This window comes from Arcobacter pernae, from assembly GCF_049472135.1.
In the GTDB taxonomy this organism is placed as follows: domain Bacteria; phylum Campylobacterota; class Campylobacteria; order Campylobacterales; family Arcobacteraceae; genus Arcobacter_B.
Window position 1 is genome coordinate 1 of the sequence record NZ_JBMOVV010000017.1, and the last position, 18341, is coordinate 18341.

At 31.8% G+C, this 18341-nt stretch carries 1 protein-coding gene (running past one end of the window); it reads left to right on the forward strand.

Going from position 1 to position 18341, the window contains the following annotated elements; translation table 11 throughout:
- On the forward strand, positions 1-18341 hold part of the coding region annotated (locus ACH5BF_RS13685) for a hypothetical protein (RefSeq protein ID WP_423274823.1) (this coding region is incomplete at both ends). Its footprint extends 11112 nt past the window's final position; 18341 of 29453 annotated nt are visible.

The window sequence follows — 18341 nt, forward strand, 5'->3', positions numbered from 1 at the left end:
GAGTTAATGACAATAGGATTAACAGGAGCGAATGCACTAGTAGGGTATGACCAAGGTACAGAAGCAACTACAGATGATGTAGGATTATTACTGCAAGATGTAGATTTAGCAGTAGCAATGATGAAAGAGAAGTCAGGGACAAGAAGTTGGACAACAGTACAAGCGAATGTAGGTAGTGTAAGTTTCCAAGGAGTACCTGGACTTACAATGTCAGTAGATAAGACAAATGTATTAGTAAATAAACAAGCGACAGACTCAACAGTAGTAAACTATTTAACAAGTGATACAGATACGTTAGGAACAGACTTAAGTGTAGCAGTAGGAACAGATGAGAATAGTGAGACACAATATGTAGATTTCAATTTAGATGGAACAAGAGGTGATTTCTTAGAGGTAGCAGGACAAGCGACAATAGACTTGTTTGGAGTAGTAAAAGTAGATGGAGGGTTTGCAGTAAGTAAGCAAGCAAACCAAACAGTAGATGTTTACAACAAAACTACAGCTAAAAATACATCTGTTAATACTGAACTATTAACATTAGGTTTATATGGTGTTGATGCTTTAGCAGGATATGATCAAGGAACTGAAACTAAAGATGATGATATTGGTATAGAGTTCAGTGATGTTAATTTAGCAGTTGGAATCTTTAAAGATAAATCAAGTAATAGAACTTGGACAGCAGCATTAGGTAGTGGTGGTGCAGCACTAAAAGGAATTGATGGCTTAACTGCTTCAATTAATAGCTCAGATATTTTAGTAAATAATGCAGCAAGTGATGAGAGTGTAATTGATTTTGCTAAGATGAAATCTGATGGAAAAACTTTCAACGTTGCAACAGGAACAAATGATAGTGGTGTTACACAATATGTAGAGTTTGATATAGATGGTAAAAAAGGTTCTCAATTATCAGTTGCTGGTGATATAACTTTACAAATTGCTGACTTTGTTTATATTGATGGTGGATTTGCATTTAGTAAATCAAGCATTCAAACTACGTTAACAGGAAAAACAACTTCATTTGATGCAAATGTTATGACGTTTGGATTAAGTGATATGGATCTTTTTGCTGGTGTGAATTACAATACTAGTGAAGCTATTGGTATTGAAGCAACAGGTCTTAATTTAGCTCTTGCAATTATTTCTGAAAAGAAAACATCAGGAAGAGAATGGATTGCTTTAAAAGGTAGTGTAGCAACTGCAACATTCAAAGAAAATATTGATGCTTTTGATATGAGTGTTAGTGATATTAATGTAGAGTTTAATCTTGAAAGTAGTGTAGATAAATCAACAGTTGACTTTAGTAAAACTATATTAGAAGTTGCAACAGGACCAAGTGATAGTTATACATTTACTACTACTGCAAAAAGTGTAGCTATTTCTGGTAACTTAAGTTTAAATATTGATGGTTTTGTTTCATTACAAGGTGGATTCTCTTACGAAAAATCACAAAAAGTTATGAAATTATCTGATGGTTCAAATGTTACTGTTGATGTTTTAGCATTTGGTGGATCAAATATTACTGCTTTTGCTGGTGTAAATGGAATAGGTTTTGATTTACAAGATGTAACTTTTGGATTAGCTTTATTAAATGATGTTAACACAAACAGAAGTTGGACGTCTTTAATTGCTAATGCAAGCAGTGTTAAGTTTGAAGGTGTTGATGGCTTAACATTAAGTGCTACTGATTTAGATGTGACTATTAACACTGCAAGTTCTGGTGTTGCAGTTGATTATGCAAATAGTACAAGTAGTGTAAAAATTGGAACATTAGATTTAAGTATGTCAGGACAAACTCTACTTGTATCTGGTGCTATTAATATAAATATTTTTGATTTTGTTCAAATAGATGCACAATTAGACTTCTCTAAAAAATCTGATACAGTTTCTGTTTATGATAATGGAACAACACAAGATGTAGAAGTTGAAATGTTAACAATGGCAGCATTTAACGTTAATGCTTTTGCAGGTATGGGAAGTGTTGGATTTGAATTAAAAGAAGCAGATTTCGCCCTTGCTATTATGAGTGAGAAAGTTCAGTCTGGAACAGCTAGATCTTGGACATCATTACAAGCAAATGTAGGTTCTATTGGATTTGTAGGTGTAGATGGATTAGGTATTTCTGGAAATGATATAACTATCGAATATAATAAAACAGCTCTTGATGGAAGTGCTGTTGATACTAGTGTAAATGCTTTAGTAGTGGTATCTCCATTTGATGAGTCTCAAACTGTATCTATTTCGATTGATGGAAGTGAAGGTTCTTATGCCCAAATTGAAGGTAGTTTAAAATTAAATTTATTTGGTTTCTATGAAAATGATGTTTTCTATACTTTAAGACAATATTTAGAAACAGTTCAACTTTCAGATGGTACAACTACTTCTGTAGCTATGTATAAATTTGCAAAAAGTGGAATTAGTGCAAAAGCAGGAATAGGTGATGTTGGCTTTGCAATAGATGATGTTGATATTGGATTTGCCTTATATACTGATGGTTCAAGAGGATGGATTTCAGGTAAAGCTACTGCAAATGAAGTAAGTTTTGGTGGAATTGATGGTGTAAATATTGCTGCAACTACTGTAGATCTAACTATAAACTCTGCTTGGGATGGAGTTGCTATTGATTATAGTGCTAAAGAAGTTAAAATTTCAGATACTATTACTTTAGATACTTCTATTACAGGTGAAATGTATAAAGTTCAAGGTGATTTAGATGTAAATCTATTCAACTTCTTTACAGTAAATGGAAACTTTGCATTTGAAAAATCTGTACAAGATGTGACATTAGTTGATGGTACTGAAGTTAGTACAAATGCTATGACATTATCAGGTACAAATGTTAATGCTTTTGCTGGTTTAGCATTTGATGATTATCAAGTAGGTTTTGAATTAACAGGTGTTAATTTTGCATTAGCTATGTTAGAGAGTAGAGCTAACTCAGCTCATAACTGGACATCATTAAAAGCTACTGCTTTAAATGCAGAGTTTGTTGGTGTTGATGGTTTAGAAATTGGTGTAGAAAATCTTGATATTTCATTAAATATGTCAGCTCCAAAAATTTCAGGAGTAAATTACTCAGCTTCAAATTTAAATGTTGGTGTTGTATCTTTAGATATGGCTCAAGAAAATGTAATGAAGCTTGAAGGTCTAATGGATATTAATCTATTTGGTCTTTACGAAAAAGAGGATGAATTTGCTTTAGTAAAAGAGTTCCAAACTGTTACATTTGATGATGGTTCAACTGGAATGGTTGATATGCTTACTTTAGGTGCAAAAATTGATAGTGCTTTTGCTGGAGTAAATGAAGGAACTGATGATGAGTTTGGATTTGGACTTACTGATGTTGGATTTGGATTAGCAGTTGCATTAGATAGTTTTAATCCTAAAAACTATTGGATTACTGCTCAAGCTAAAGCTGAAGAAGTTTCATTCAAAACAGCTGGTGCTTTTGATATGGAAGTTCAAGGTTTAGAAGTTGTTATAAATACAAAATCAAGTAGTGGAAGAGTAATTGATTATTCAACTAACAATCTTGAAATAACTGAAGGTGTTTCAGGTGGTGGAGTTTCTACAAGCGATGAAGTTGCATTTGTATTAGATGCAAAAGGTATTGAAACTTATGGTATTGATATTGAGTATGCTGAACTTACAGTAGGTGATTTTGTACAAATTGTAGGTGGATTATCTATTCAAAAAGGTGCAGATATTGAAGTTGATGTATCTACAAACTTAAAACTTATTGATTTACCATTCTTAGCTCCACATGAACTGAAAGCTGTATTACTAAATGCTTTAACATTAGATTTAGGTCTTGATGGTGCTTTAGAATTAATGAACAGCTTTAGTGGTGCTGATTCTATGTTAGAGTTTGCATTAGATAATTTCCATAGATTAGATTTCTCTACTATTAAAAATGTAAAAGTTTCTACTTTAACAGTTGGTGGTAGTGATGTAAATGTATTTGCAGGATTAGGGCCATATTTCCAAGATACAAACAATGATGGAAGAATGACTTCAGAAGATGAAGTAAACCAATCTGCAATGGGATTTGCAATAGAAAACACTAATTTTGGACTTGGTTTATTTAGTCAAGTTACAAAACTTGGAGAAGTTAAATACTTAAAACAATTTACTTCATTAAAAGTTACATCTGAAAGTGTTGGTTTAGTAGGTTTTGACTTCTTAGATTTAACAGCAAAAGATATAAATGTTGCTGTAAATACTGGTGGAACTTGGGGAACAGGATACTTACAGAAAAAAGCAGTTATTGATTGGGAATCTACATATTCAAGCTCAGAAGATAATGGATTTAAATTACCAACAGGTGGAGAGTCATTCTTAACTTTAGATTATGATGGTCAAGAAAGAATGGCAGTTGAAATTGGTCAGGCTTTATTAAGAATTGATGAGTTCTTATATCTTCAAGGTTCATTTGCCTTTGAAAAGGGACCAATTGAAGAAGTATCTATAAATACAGGACTTGGGGATATCGGTGTTGCTGCAGGATTAATTCCTGGAATTAATGGAATTATTGATGATATTTTAGGAGTAGGTGGTCTTGGTATAAATGAAGACTATTCTATTTTAAGTGGTGTAGAAGTATCAACTATGACTATAGGTGCTTCAAATATTCAAGCCTTTGTTGGTATTGGTGGACCATACAAACAAGACTTTGATTGGACAGTTGATAGTGATGGTGATGGAAATAAATATAATGACTTCTATTACAATGCAGGTGCAACTGGAGTTGTAATAGATGACCTTGATTTTGGTATGGGTATATTTAGTACTCAAACACCAATATTAAAAGACTACTTAGATAAATTCTATGCAGTTAATATTACTGCTAATAAAATAGGTCTTGTAGGTCTTGGTGAAGATATTAATAGTAATGGAAAAATTGATAAAAAAATCAATACTTATAAGTACGATGATAATGGTGATTTAGTACTTGAAACAATAAGTGAAGACTCTAATGGAAATGGTGTATTAGATGCAACTGTCGTTTTAGAAGGTAGAGATATTGCTGTTAGATTTAACAATGGTCCAAAATGGGGTGGAGTTTTAGGCCCTGCTTCAATTAACTTTAAAGAATCATTTGCAGACTTCACAGAAGATACAAATGGAAATGGTATTTTAGATGAGGATGAAGACTTAAATCTAGATGGTGAAATAAATGAAGATGCCTTTGCAATAAATACTGGTGGAGAACCTGTTTATTTAGATTATGAAAATAATCTTATTGAAGTTGAAGTTGGAGTTGCTCAACTTCAAGTATCTGAGTTCCTTTACTTAAGAGGTGGCTTTAAATTTACTATGTCAAATGTTGAACAAGTTGTTGTAAACACTGGTGATTTAGCACCTTTAGTTCAAGGATTTAAAGCTGTAACAGGAACTGATGATGGTTTAGAAGATGACCAAATCAGAATGAATGTTGATAGAATTTCAATTGCTGCAACAAATCTTTATGGATTTGCAGGAGTTGGTGGGGCACCATGGCAAGATTTAAATAATGATGGTGAGATTGTTGGTGACGAAGAAAAATGGGCTAATAGTGAGTCTATGGGAGTTAGTTTAGTAGATGCAGATATTGCCTTTGCTATTATGACTCCAAGTTTAGCACAAATTCCAGGAGCTGGTAACTTTGTGCCAAAATTTGTTTCATTAAAAGTTGGAATTGATTATGCTGGATTAATTGGTGTTGATGATTATGTTGAAGCAAATCTACAAGATGTGCAAGTAAATATCAATACTTTATATGTTCCTCAATCAATGTTACCTGGACCTGCTTATGCTGCATATGCAGTAGCGTTAGCTGCAGGTGCTTTACCAAATATAGATTATAAAGCTTCATACAAAGGTGAAGATACTAATAACAATGGTATTTTAGATGAAGGTGAAGATACAAATTTAGATGGAGAGTTAAACAAAGGACTTGAAATGTCAAGTGGTTTAAGTGCTTTCTATCTTGACTTTGATACAGAAGTTATTGAAATTAAAGGTTATGGTGAACTTCAAATTATGGGTGTACTTCAAGTAAGTGCAGGTGTAGTTATAAGTAAAAAAGTTCAAGATGTAACTTTTATTGATGTAATTGATGGAAATGAAGGTGTTGGTTCAGCTGTAACTTTAAACTTTGGAATTATCGAAGCTTATGGATATATTGGTCAGCCTGTAAAAGGTGGTTACTGGATTGATGCTAATGGTGATGGTCAAATTACAAATGAAGATGGTGGTGCTAGAGCAACAGGTGTTGTAGGTATTGCTGTTGAAGATTTAAATCTTGGTATGTCTGTTATGAGACAAACTACTGCTTTAGTTGATTGGAATGTTGATACAGGGTCTGAAGCAGGTGATATTGCTGCTGAGGCTGCTTTAAATATAGCAGGAAAAGCAAATGTTTATATGGGTATGGTTGCAACTCTTGGAAGTATTGAACTTGTTGGTATCCCAGGAGTAGAACTAAAAGCTGAAAGCTTTAGTTTCCTTGTTAACCAAGCAGTAAATCCTTTACTAATTGTTGACTTCTCAAGATCTGGTGAGTTAGATGAAGATACAGGTATTAGAGGTGATTATGCACTTGAAGTAAATGAAAACTTAAGATTAAGCTTCGGAGAGTTAGATGACTTAATGTTAAGTATTTCTGGTGCTGCTACAATGAGAGTTTATGATCCAAACTCTAATACTAATTTTGTAAGTGTAACTGCTGCTTTATCTATGGAAGTTAGTGCAAGTGGTGGAATCGAGTTATTCTTTGATGGACAAGTTAATATTGCAAGTGGAATTATTGAAGCTGATGCATCTGGTTTATTTGTACTTAATGAAAAAGGTGTAATAAGTAAATTTAATTTAGGTACAGGTTTCGGTATTGATGGTGTATTTACTTTAGATGCAAAACTTCAATTCTTAATGAACACTACAGGTGAAGACTTTACATATAATGTACCTAAAAACTTACAAGATACTGTAGGGTATGAAACTATTGAAGTTTCAAATACACCTCCTGGAAAAACAGAGCCAGTAGATGCATATATTTCTCTTTCTGGAGAAGGAAACTTAAATCTTTTAAGTATGGTAGATTTAAAAGGTGAGTTTGACATCTTAATTAGTATGGATGATGGTGGTTCAAGCTTACTTACTGAAATGAATATTGGTGCATTACTAATTATCGAAGGTTTAAGTGAAATTGGAGTAGCTGGAACTTTAGGATTAGGAACTGAAGGTTTATATGGTTCATTAATGGTTGGAAATCCATTTGGTGGAGGTTCAACAATTATAGATGCTGGAGTATTCACTATTTCAGGTGGATTTATTTTCCAAATTAATACTACATCTTCAACTCAACAAGTAAAAGGTTTAGAATTAGATGCAGATGGTAATTTAACAGGTGAATTTATTAATCTTGATTTAGATCCAACTTCATTATTTATAGCAGGTAGTGCAGAAATTGTTATTGGTAATGCAGTAACAATGTATGGTGCTATGGAACTTCTAATTAATGAACAAGGTTTCGAGGCACAAGCACAATTAACATTAGAGTTAGGAAACTTAGGAAATATTAATGTTGAAGGTGCAATTGCTATTTTAAATACAGATGAAGGTCCAGTATTTGCAATGAGAGTTGCTACTGATGTTGAACTTGGAATTGATGTTATTGGAATTCAAGCAGGTGCAACCTTAGAAATAAATACAAGTAGTTCAAATGAATATGCAGGAGTAAAAGCCAATACACTATTTAACTTAGAGCTTAATGGTGCGCTTAAAATATTAGCATTTGATGTTGATTTTGCCGGAAGTGTTAGTATTGTTGATGATGTATTTGAAATTAGAATAGATAGAGCAAATCTAAACTTCTTTAACTTTGTTGATATTAATATTAGTGGATTTATTAGAAGTGATGGAAACTTCATGATTAAAGGTGGAGTTGACTTTAGTATAGGACTTGGCCCTTTAAAATTAAATGCTGGAATGTCTATTACATTAGGAAATAAAATTTTTGCAGCATCAGCTTATGGTTCATTAGATGTTCATATTGATTTAGGTTTATTTGAAATTAATACTACATTAGCTGGATTTAGTGGAGAGATTGAATTAACTCCATCAACTGCATATTTAAGAGCTACTGCTACTGTTGCTGGTATTAGTGTTAGTGGTGATGTATTATGGACATGGGGAATTCCAGATCCAATTTTAGCTACGAAAAGTGGAGATACTTTATACTTAAATGTTGGTGATAGATGGGATAAAAGAGAAGTAGACCCTAATGATCCTCATTATAAAGATGTAACAAATGAAATGTATACAATTACTGAGAAAAAAGATGGTACAGTAGTTGTTGAAGCATTAGGATTTAAAGAAGAATATAGTGGTATTAATAAAATTGTTGCAGATGGTGGTTCTGGAAATGATACATTCTTTATTGATAATAGTGTTACAAAATTATTAGAACTTAAAGGTGGAGAAGGAAATGATGAATTCTTAACTTTTGGTGGTAAGAGTGGAAGTAAATTCTATGGTGGTGCTGGAAGAGACTCTTTTGTAAATAGTATTGATAAAGCTTACTTCTATGGAGAAGGTGGAAATGATGAATTCTATGGAAGTGAAGTTGTAGAATATGTTTTCATGGGAAGTGGAAAAAATATAGCAAATACTTCTGGTGGAGATGATGTTATTTATATTGAAAGTGCTGATGATACAGTAAATGCAGGAAGTGGAAATGATACAATTTACTCAACTACAAATGGTGGAAGTTTAGATCTAATTGCTGGTAATGGTATTGATAAAATTATTTTTGATACAGTAGCTTCAGATAGTATCTTTGAGTTAGGTAATGAATCTATAAACTATGGATATAGAACTACTACATTTGATGATTCTTTAGAGTATATTTATATTAAAGATACTTCAGATTTAACAGTTATCGAAACAACAGATGACCATACTATAAGTAAAACATCAATTGAGATTAAGTCATCAGGTAAGATTGACATTGCAAATCAAAATGTTAATATGAACAGTGGGAGTTTAATTTTAGAATCTTCATCTGATATTATTGATATTAGAAATACAACATTTAATATGCCAAACGGTAGTTTAATTCTAGATGGTTATGGAATTTATGGAACTTTAAATAGTACACTTGAAAACTTAACGATTATAAATAAAGCAATTACTTCTGAATATGCAAATATTGTTATAAATGAAACTGATTCGTTAAACATAGTAAGTAATAATAGAGTAAATGGTGGTTTATATACTTTAAATGGTTTAATTGACATTACATTAGATAAAAAAGATGCTTTATTACATCTTCAAAGTGGTGTTATTTCTACAGAAAACTCTGGTAATGATATTACAATAACAGCAGATGATATTGATTTTGATAGTGGTAGAGATAAAGTTAAATCTTTAGGTGAATTACATATTGTATCAAAATCATTAGATCAAGATTATAGACTTGGTGGAGCTGGTGGTTCTAGATATGGTAATGACTTCTCCTTAGGTGCACCAAATGGATATTTAGACTTCTCTATGAAAGACTTTGATGCTCTTGTAGATGGTTTTGCTTATATTTATATTGGACATAAATCAGATGATACTTTAATGATGATAGGTGACCTTGAAAATAAAGTAGTTTCTGGTAGAGATTTTAGATCTAAATTAACTGATTTAGTTAAATTTACTGCAAATAGAATTAATATTGTTGGTGATGTTCAATCAGAAACTATTATTAATTTTGAATCTGATTTATTTGATGTTCAAAAAGCAAATATTAATACTCCATTAAGTGGACCTGATTCAGGTATTACGGGTGAAGAGATTAATATAGTTGCAAATGAACAAATGTTAGTAGGGGGATGGATTAAAGCTAATACTTTAATTGATATTGACATTTTAAATACAGTAAATGGAAATACTTTAGTTGGTTATGGAAGTGAAGCAAATTCATTCACAGCAGATCAAGGTAGTGCAATAGTTACTTTAAGTGATAATGCAACTATAAATATTGATACTTTAGGATCTATTTACAGTGCAACTGCAATCGAGGTGTTTGGTACAGACTCTATAATAAATATGACGAGTGCTTCAGGGCTTACTATCCTTGAAGGTGCAGTTGTTGCAGCAAGAGCAGATAACTCTTCTATTAACCTTACAGGTGAAGATTATTTACATATAAATAGTGGAGGTGCTGTAACTGCTGGTGCTAAGTTTGAGGATGAAGGATCAACTCCAATAGCAATTGCAACTGGTATTAATACTTCTATGAATTTAACTACAAGCGGTGAGATGTTATTAGCTGGTTCTATTACAGCAAATGGTGCAATGAATTTAGTAGGTGGTGGTTCATTTAGTGATTATGAAGATTACTTTGACACAATCCCTGGAGAAAAAATTGCTTCAACATCTATAACAGAAGCTATTTTAGAAAAATTAAATGCACAAGATAAATCATTAGATTCAGCAATTCTAGAACTATTTGCAAGTGAAAATTTAAGTATAAGTGATAACTTAACTATTACAGCAATAGAAAATTATAAGACTTTTGCAGATTTAGATGAAGCTACTCAAAAAATGATTATTGCTGATTTAGGGTATACATTAGTTGATATTGAAGGTGAAGATAAAACATTCTATTTCAATCCAAATAGTGATAATCCTGTTATAACAGAGTTTATTTCAGGAAATATTTATACTAGTTCTCAATTAATTGAAATGGGATATAAAAAAGCAACAAGTACAATTTTTTATAATCCAGAAACAGGTGAACTTAAAACTTCATTCTTTGAAGGTGATATTGTTGATTATGATAATTCTTTAATTGATTGGACAGGGGTTGGAACACCAGCTGCAAATGCTTCATTTGATGATTTAACATATGAACAACAAGAAAGAGTTGCTAATACTCTTGGTTATGAACAAGAAGTAATTGAAAATACACCTACAGCTATATTTAATGTAATTACTGGATATAACAAAGATAGTGAAGGTAATGCAAGTGACCCAATCTATGAAGAAAAAAGAGAATATGTAGATTATAGAAATGTAAGAGTTGATTGGTCTGAGTTAGGCGTAGAACAGCCTGATGAGGATACATTCTTTGAAAACTATACATCTGAGCAAAAACAAGTGATTTCAGATGCTTTAGACTTTGAATTATCTACTGTTGAATACACAAAACAAAGAGATCCTAAGTACTTTAATTATGATGCACAAGCAGGTATGAAAATAGTTGAAGGATTTACTCAGGGGACATGGGCTGATTATAAAAATGAATATGTATATTGGGGAGAAAATTCATCAACGCCAACAGGTAACTTCTCATCATTAAATTTAGAACAACAAAAAGTTATTGCTCATTCATTAGGGTTTGATGTTTATGAAACGGGAACATATTATAATCTTAATGCAAATGATTCTTTAAAATTCCAAGAAGCAAGAGAGACTGGAAGCCAAGCAAATTATATGTTCTCTCAAATTGATTTTGGTGGTGTAGAAACGCCAGCTGAAGGAACTACTTTTGAACAATTATCAATTGCTCAGAAAAATATTGTTTTAGAAGAGTTAGGTTATTCTGAATTTACAGGAAAAGTTTATATTAATACTACTGAAGGTACACCTACTTTTGCAACTTCATTTACAGAAGGAGTTGATTATACAATTGAAGATATTACTTGGGATACTGACGAAAATGGTAATGAAAAAGCACCTGCAAAAGATGCTATTTTTGAAGTTCTATCGAAAGATCAACAAACAAAAGTATTAGAGTTTTTAGAGTATAAATTATATAGTGGAGTAACATATTACAATACAGATTTAAATAAATATACTCTAACATTAGTTGAAGGTGTTGATTATGAAAACTCTAAAGTTTCTTGGAGTGATGTAGAAATACCTTCTTCTGATATGACATTTGATGAAATGAGTGGAGAACAACAAAGTGCAATTTTAAGTTCACTTGGTTACAAAGAGTATTCTGCTCCTCAATATTATAATGTAAATGCTTCTAGTGAAGATAAATATATTGTTCAAAGTTTTATAGAGGGTATTGATTACAACAACAGTGATTATAACTTAGGAAATAGTGCTAATAGATGGCTTGTTACTGATGAAACTAATAATACACAGTATATGTTATATGCAACTGATACTGATGGTAATGGTGAGTTTGAAGAGATTCAAATCCAAGATCCACATGAATTAGTAGGACAAAGAGGTTATGGATTCTTATTAACTGGTACAATTACAGTACTTGAGGATAATAAAGACTTAGTAATTTCTAGTAATAATGATACTGTAATTAGAGGTAATATTAATCTTTATGGAGAAAATTCTACATTAACAGTTCAATCAGATAGTTGGGTTTACTGGGAAGGTGAAGCTGATGTTACAGGTGATATTACTTTACTTGGTGGAATTGATTTATCTGACAAAGTTACAGTTGAAGATAGTGCAAAAGATACATCACTTTATATTCATGCAACATCAACATTAAATTCGAAAGATGAAGGAACAACAATTACTCTTTCTGGTGGAAAAGATGTTGATATCTATGGACGAGTTGTTGCTGGTGGTGCTATTGGAAGTACAGGAGTTACTTATAATGAAGGTGATTCAGTTGTAAATATTACGGCTGGTGAACAAGTATATATTGATACTGCAATTGCTGCAAGTAAAGCCATTAATATTACAACAACACAAGAAACAAGTAGTGAAGATGATAATAAATCTCTTATTTTAACTTCATCTTCAGGATTAACTGTTGCAGGTATTACGTCTGACTTAAGTGGTGGAAATATTAATATTAATACAGTTGATGATATAGAAGCTATAGGAATGATTCTTTCAGGTGGATTTGTTACTCAAACATTTGATGAAAGTGGAAATCTTCAATCTGAGACATTTAATTGGAATGAAGAAAACTCTTACGTTTCAATTACAAGCTTAGGAAAAGTTTCAATTGCTGGTGAAGTGTTAGATATTAATAATGAAGCTGTTGAAATTGGTGGTGTTATTAGAGCTAAATCAGGAATTACAATAAATGCAGGAGTTTCAAGTGATGGCATTGGTATTTACTTACCAGGAAGTGCAAAATTAATTACTTATGATACAAATAGTGTTATTGATTTAAGTTCATCTGGTGATGCTATTTTAACTGGACTTATAATTGCTGGTGGAGAATTAGTTGATTATAGAGACTCTGAGGGTAAATACCTTGGAAGTGAAGTAGAATTAAAAGATGATAATACTTCTAAAATCTATATTTCTTCTGATAAACAAATTACATTAGGTAGAGATTTAACAGCAGGTAGTTTAATTGATGTAAGAGGTGGAGCTGGAAGCGATAGAGCAGATGATACAGTTCTTGGTGAAGAAGGTTACTACTTTAATAGACAAGACCAAGGTATTGTAATTGGTGCAAATGTTCACTTAAAAACACTTTCTGAAGACTCAGAGATTAATTTAAGTTCAAGTGGTGATTTAGCAATTCTTGCTAGTGTTTGGAATGAAGAAATTACAGCTGATAAATTTGCTGAATCTGCTTATGGAAAATTAAGTGAAGATGTTACTTTAAAAATAGAGTTTGATAATGGAATTGAAAAAATCACTAAAGATGTTGTTATATCTGCTGCTGATACTTCATCAAATAATGGTTTAGGTGATTTAATCACAGATATTCAAAATGCATTAGATACAGTTGGTTTTGGTGATATTACAGCAAGACTTACTGATGGTAAAATCATGTTAACTAGTGACTATGCATTTGTTTTAATGGCCTCTTCATCAAGTGCAAAACTTCTTGGATTTAATCTTAATGAAAATAGAAACTCTAAAGGTTCTATCGCAATTGATGCAACACAAAAAGGAAGTGTTGTAAATTTAGGTAAAGAAGGAGCTATTAATGGTTCTATTTATTTATCTAATTATGTAGCTGGATATGATGCTGTTAATTTCTATAGTGGAGATGCTCCAACAGATGGTGGAAATCAAAACTTCTACTTTGGTGTTGGTGGAACAATTGAAACACACAAAGGAGATATTGAACTTAATCCAGGAGATAATGGTACTTTATTAGGTGATTTAAAAGCTTTAGGTGATGGTGCAAATATTATAATTCACTCTGCAGATACTTTAGATATTAAAGGAAGTTTAACTGCACAACAAAATATTATTATTTATGCTGGAAGTGAACAAAAAGATGGAACTACAAGTATTAAAACATATGGAACAAGTTCTATTAATACTTTAGATTCAGGTGGTTCAATAATTTTCGCAGGATATAATGATGTAGTAATAGATAGTGTACTTGGAAAAGATAAAGATGGTAATGTAAATACTAATTTAGAATCTATTCAAATTGTATCAGTTTATGGAGATGTAACTTTAGCGAAAACTAGTGGATGGATTGAAACAGGAGCTCAAATCAACTTTAAAGCTGGTGGAGATATCGCTGTTGATGGTGTTATTAAAAGTTCTAGAGTAACAGAGTCTTTATATGATGATGAAGTATCTTTTGTAGCAGATAAGGGTGTTAACTTAAGTGGTACATTAGAACTTGATGGTTCATTAAAAATCCAAACTGGAGAGGATATAGTTCTTGAAGGTACAAGAATGGGTATTGATAATACTGATCAACATCTAAAGCTTTATTCTCAAAGAGATATTTACTTAGGTACTATCAATCCAGTTGTAGGTGAAGAAGCAAATGGTGCAGTTGTAATCTATGCTGATAAATATGTTGATATGAAAGCAGCAGGAGATATTGTTCTTGCAAATGATGCTCATATTATGACAAGCGGAGAGAATAGTGAAGTAAAAGTAACTGCTAAGAACTTAACAGTTGCTGGTTCTATTAGAGCTGGAGCTACATTTGACGAAGATACAAATTCTACTTCTTTAACTAAACAAGGTGGAGTTATTACTATCAAAGTTGATGAGTTATTAACTGTTGGTGGTAAAGGTATGACATTTGATGAAAATCAACTTATATCTGGAACAATTGAAAGAGGTGGTGTTATTGAAGCTGCTAATGATATTGTTATCAAAGCAGGTTCAAATGATAATGGATCTGGAGTTAGCATTATTAATTCTAGTACAGTAAGAGTTGACTCTACTGTAGATGGAGCTTTTGCAGATACTGCTGATGGAAGTATTTATATTTTCTCTGAGGGAATGATAAATGTTGAAGGTATTATTAGTGCATTAGATGATGGTGCTGATATAACTTTAAAAAGTGAAGACTTAATTTATGTAAATAGTATGATTAATGCTGATGATAGTATCGTTATTGAAGGTGGTAGTGGTGCTAGTGGTTCAGGTGTGTTTGTAGAAAAGCTATTATTTACTGATTATGAATATGATACTACTAGTGGTTTAATAACTAATAAAAATTACTTAAGTGGTGGTATTATAAAAACAGGTGATAATGGAACTATAGATATCTCTTCTGATGATGATATTATTATTAAAGGTATTGTAGGAGAACTTGATGCAAATGCAAATGCTGTAACTAAATCGGTAACTTTAACAACTCTTTCATCTGATATTACTGTTCAAGGTCAAGCAAATACTTACACAACTACTTTAAGTGATGGAAGTACTTATGAAGGTGTTGAATATAATTATGCAAGAGTTGATGCTAAAGATTTAATAGATGTTTATGCTAAAAATATTAATGTTCTTCAAAACTCTTTAGTTTCTGCAAGAAGTGATATAAGTAGAGTTGAATTAGAAGCAGTTAAAACAGTATTTATTAGTTCTGCAATTGACCCAGACCAAGGTGGTATTGTTAAAGCAAAAGATTTAATGCATATTAAAGCTAATGATATTAGAGTTGATGGTTTTGTAGGTTCAAGAAGTGATGATGGTGATGATAATAACTACATGGGAGACAACGATGATGATGGTGTAGCAGATTTAGATACATCAAAAGATAGAGTTACTGTTGTTCAAGATGATGGAAGCACAATTGTTTTATCAAAATCTAGTGTATTAGGAAATGATACAGCAACACCAGAAAACTTATATATTTCAGCACAAAATAGTGTACTTGTAAAAGGATATATTAGTGCTAATGATATTAGTTTACTATCTGGTATTGACTTAGAAGAGTACACAATGAGTGAGATTGAAGCAGGAACAGCAAGCGGTGCTACACCTGATATTGAAATAACACTTGATGATTTAAAAGATGGAACAATTACTATTAGTAATCAAGGTATTGTAAATGCAGTAGAAGATATTGAAATGTTTGCAGGAGGAGATGTAACATTAAATGCAGACACATCTTTAGATGGAGGTCCTGCAACAATTCTTATTCCTTATATTTATAGTTATACAAAAGATGTAGAGTATGTAACAGGATACCAAGAAGTAGCAATCGGTCAAATTCAAGTTCCTAAAATTACTTGGGTTTCTACTGAAGTAACTGAGCAAACAGGAACAAAAGAAGTACCTGTTGGTAACTATTACTATACTATGGATATTTCATTAGAACAAATTGGTTACTACAATCCAAATGCAGAAGAGAGTGAGAAGTTTAAAGAAGTTCTTATTGAAGGTCTTGATTATAACAATAAAGATGTTAATTGGGCTAATGCTGGGAATGAAGCAATGCCAAATAGAACAGCTGAAGAGGTTGTTTATAATTATGATGACTATGATAAATCAGACTATTTAGCAAAATATAAATCATTTACTCAATTGAATGATGCACAGAAACAGGCAGTTTTAAATCACTTAGGATATAAAACTTTATTTAGCTTTAGTTATAGTGCAAAAGATCCAGATAAAGAACCAGGTGATGCTAATTATGTAGTTGAAAATAAGGTTCTTAAAAATCAAGTTGAAAATGGTACAGCTAGTACACAAATAGTTACTCCTGATTGGGCTTCAAATGATGAACAAGTTTATGCAATTGATGTAGCTGGTCTTAGAGATAAGCTTATAGTAATGCCAGAAGGTGCTCATGAAGATATTTTAAGAGTAGTATCTCAAGGTGAAGCTAAATATCTTTCGGGTAATGATACAAATACAGATTTCCATAGTGGTTCAGAAGCAGATCAAACTTATACATGGAAAACAGCAAGTGAATTAGCAGCTTCAGTTGATTATTTCTATAAGTCTGACAATAATCATACAGGATCAGTTTCAATAGATGGAGTTGATGGTTATTATTATAAAACAATTGCAAAATCTGTTTATAGCAGTTTTACTGAATGGGAAAAATTTGGTGCAAGCACACCTGTATTATTTAAAGATGGAAGTACAATTTTAACTGAAGCACCTGAAGGTGAGTACTTCTTTAACCCTGATACTGAAAAATTATATTATCTAGATACAACAAATGATAGGTTTGTATTGGTTTCTGATACAACAGAGACTATTTCTTTAACAGATATTAATGGTGGACTTGTTGCTGATGGTGGATTAGATATTAATTGGGATAGATTTGAAGGAAGTGTAACCGTTGATGGTGAAACATTAGCTAAATTTACAAAAGCTGAAAAAATAGCAACTTTAGAGTCTGTAGGATTTATGTTAAAAGAAATCTCACTTGATGAATTTGATACATATTCAATTCAAAGTCAAGAGGCAACAAGACTTGGATTTAGTGCAGTAATTGATTATAAAGATTTTGATAAATTATCTTCTGCTCAACAAGAAGCAGTAGCTGCAAAATATGGCTTTACAAAAGGTTTCTATGATACTAGTGGTGGAAGTGTATCTATTGGAGAATGGGTTGGTAAATATAAAGATGAATCAAATGTTTATTATGATCAAACATCATCTACTTTTGATGAATCAACAAATAGTTTAACAACAACAAATGGACATACTAATGAAACTGATACTTTCTCTCATAGTAAATGGAATGGAATTGATGCAACTATAACAGATAATGATTCTGGTCTAAATGCTTGGGATACTGGTTATACAACATCTGGAGCTAAGTGGACAGCAGATTATATAGATAAAACAGGTATTAGATATTTTGATATAAAAGATAGTGACGCAGAAGATTATGGTTTTGCATTTTATGAGGGGTTTGTGAATATAAACTATGACCCTTATTGGTCTTGGAGTGGAAGTAATGAAAATGCAGAAGGTACAGACTCTTGGAATTCAGGTAAAAGAGATAGTCAAAATATAGTTTCTTATGCTGATTATATAAGTGCATTAGATAAAACTAATGGTAATACTCAATCATTAGAATTTGTTAGTAGTAAAACACAATATAATGTTGTAGTAGGTAAGTTCGCATATTGGGATTCATGGGATACAATTTTCTTATTAATTATTGATGATGATGATGGTTCTAAACACACTGGTGGTGATGGAGGTAT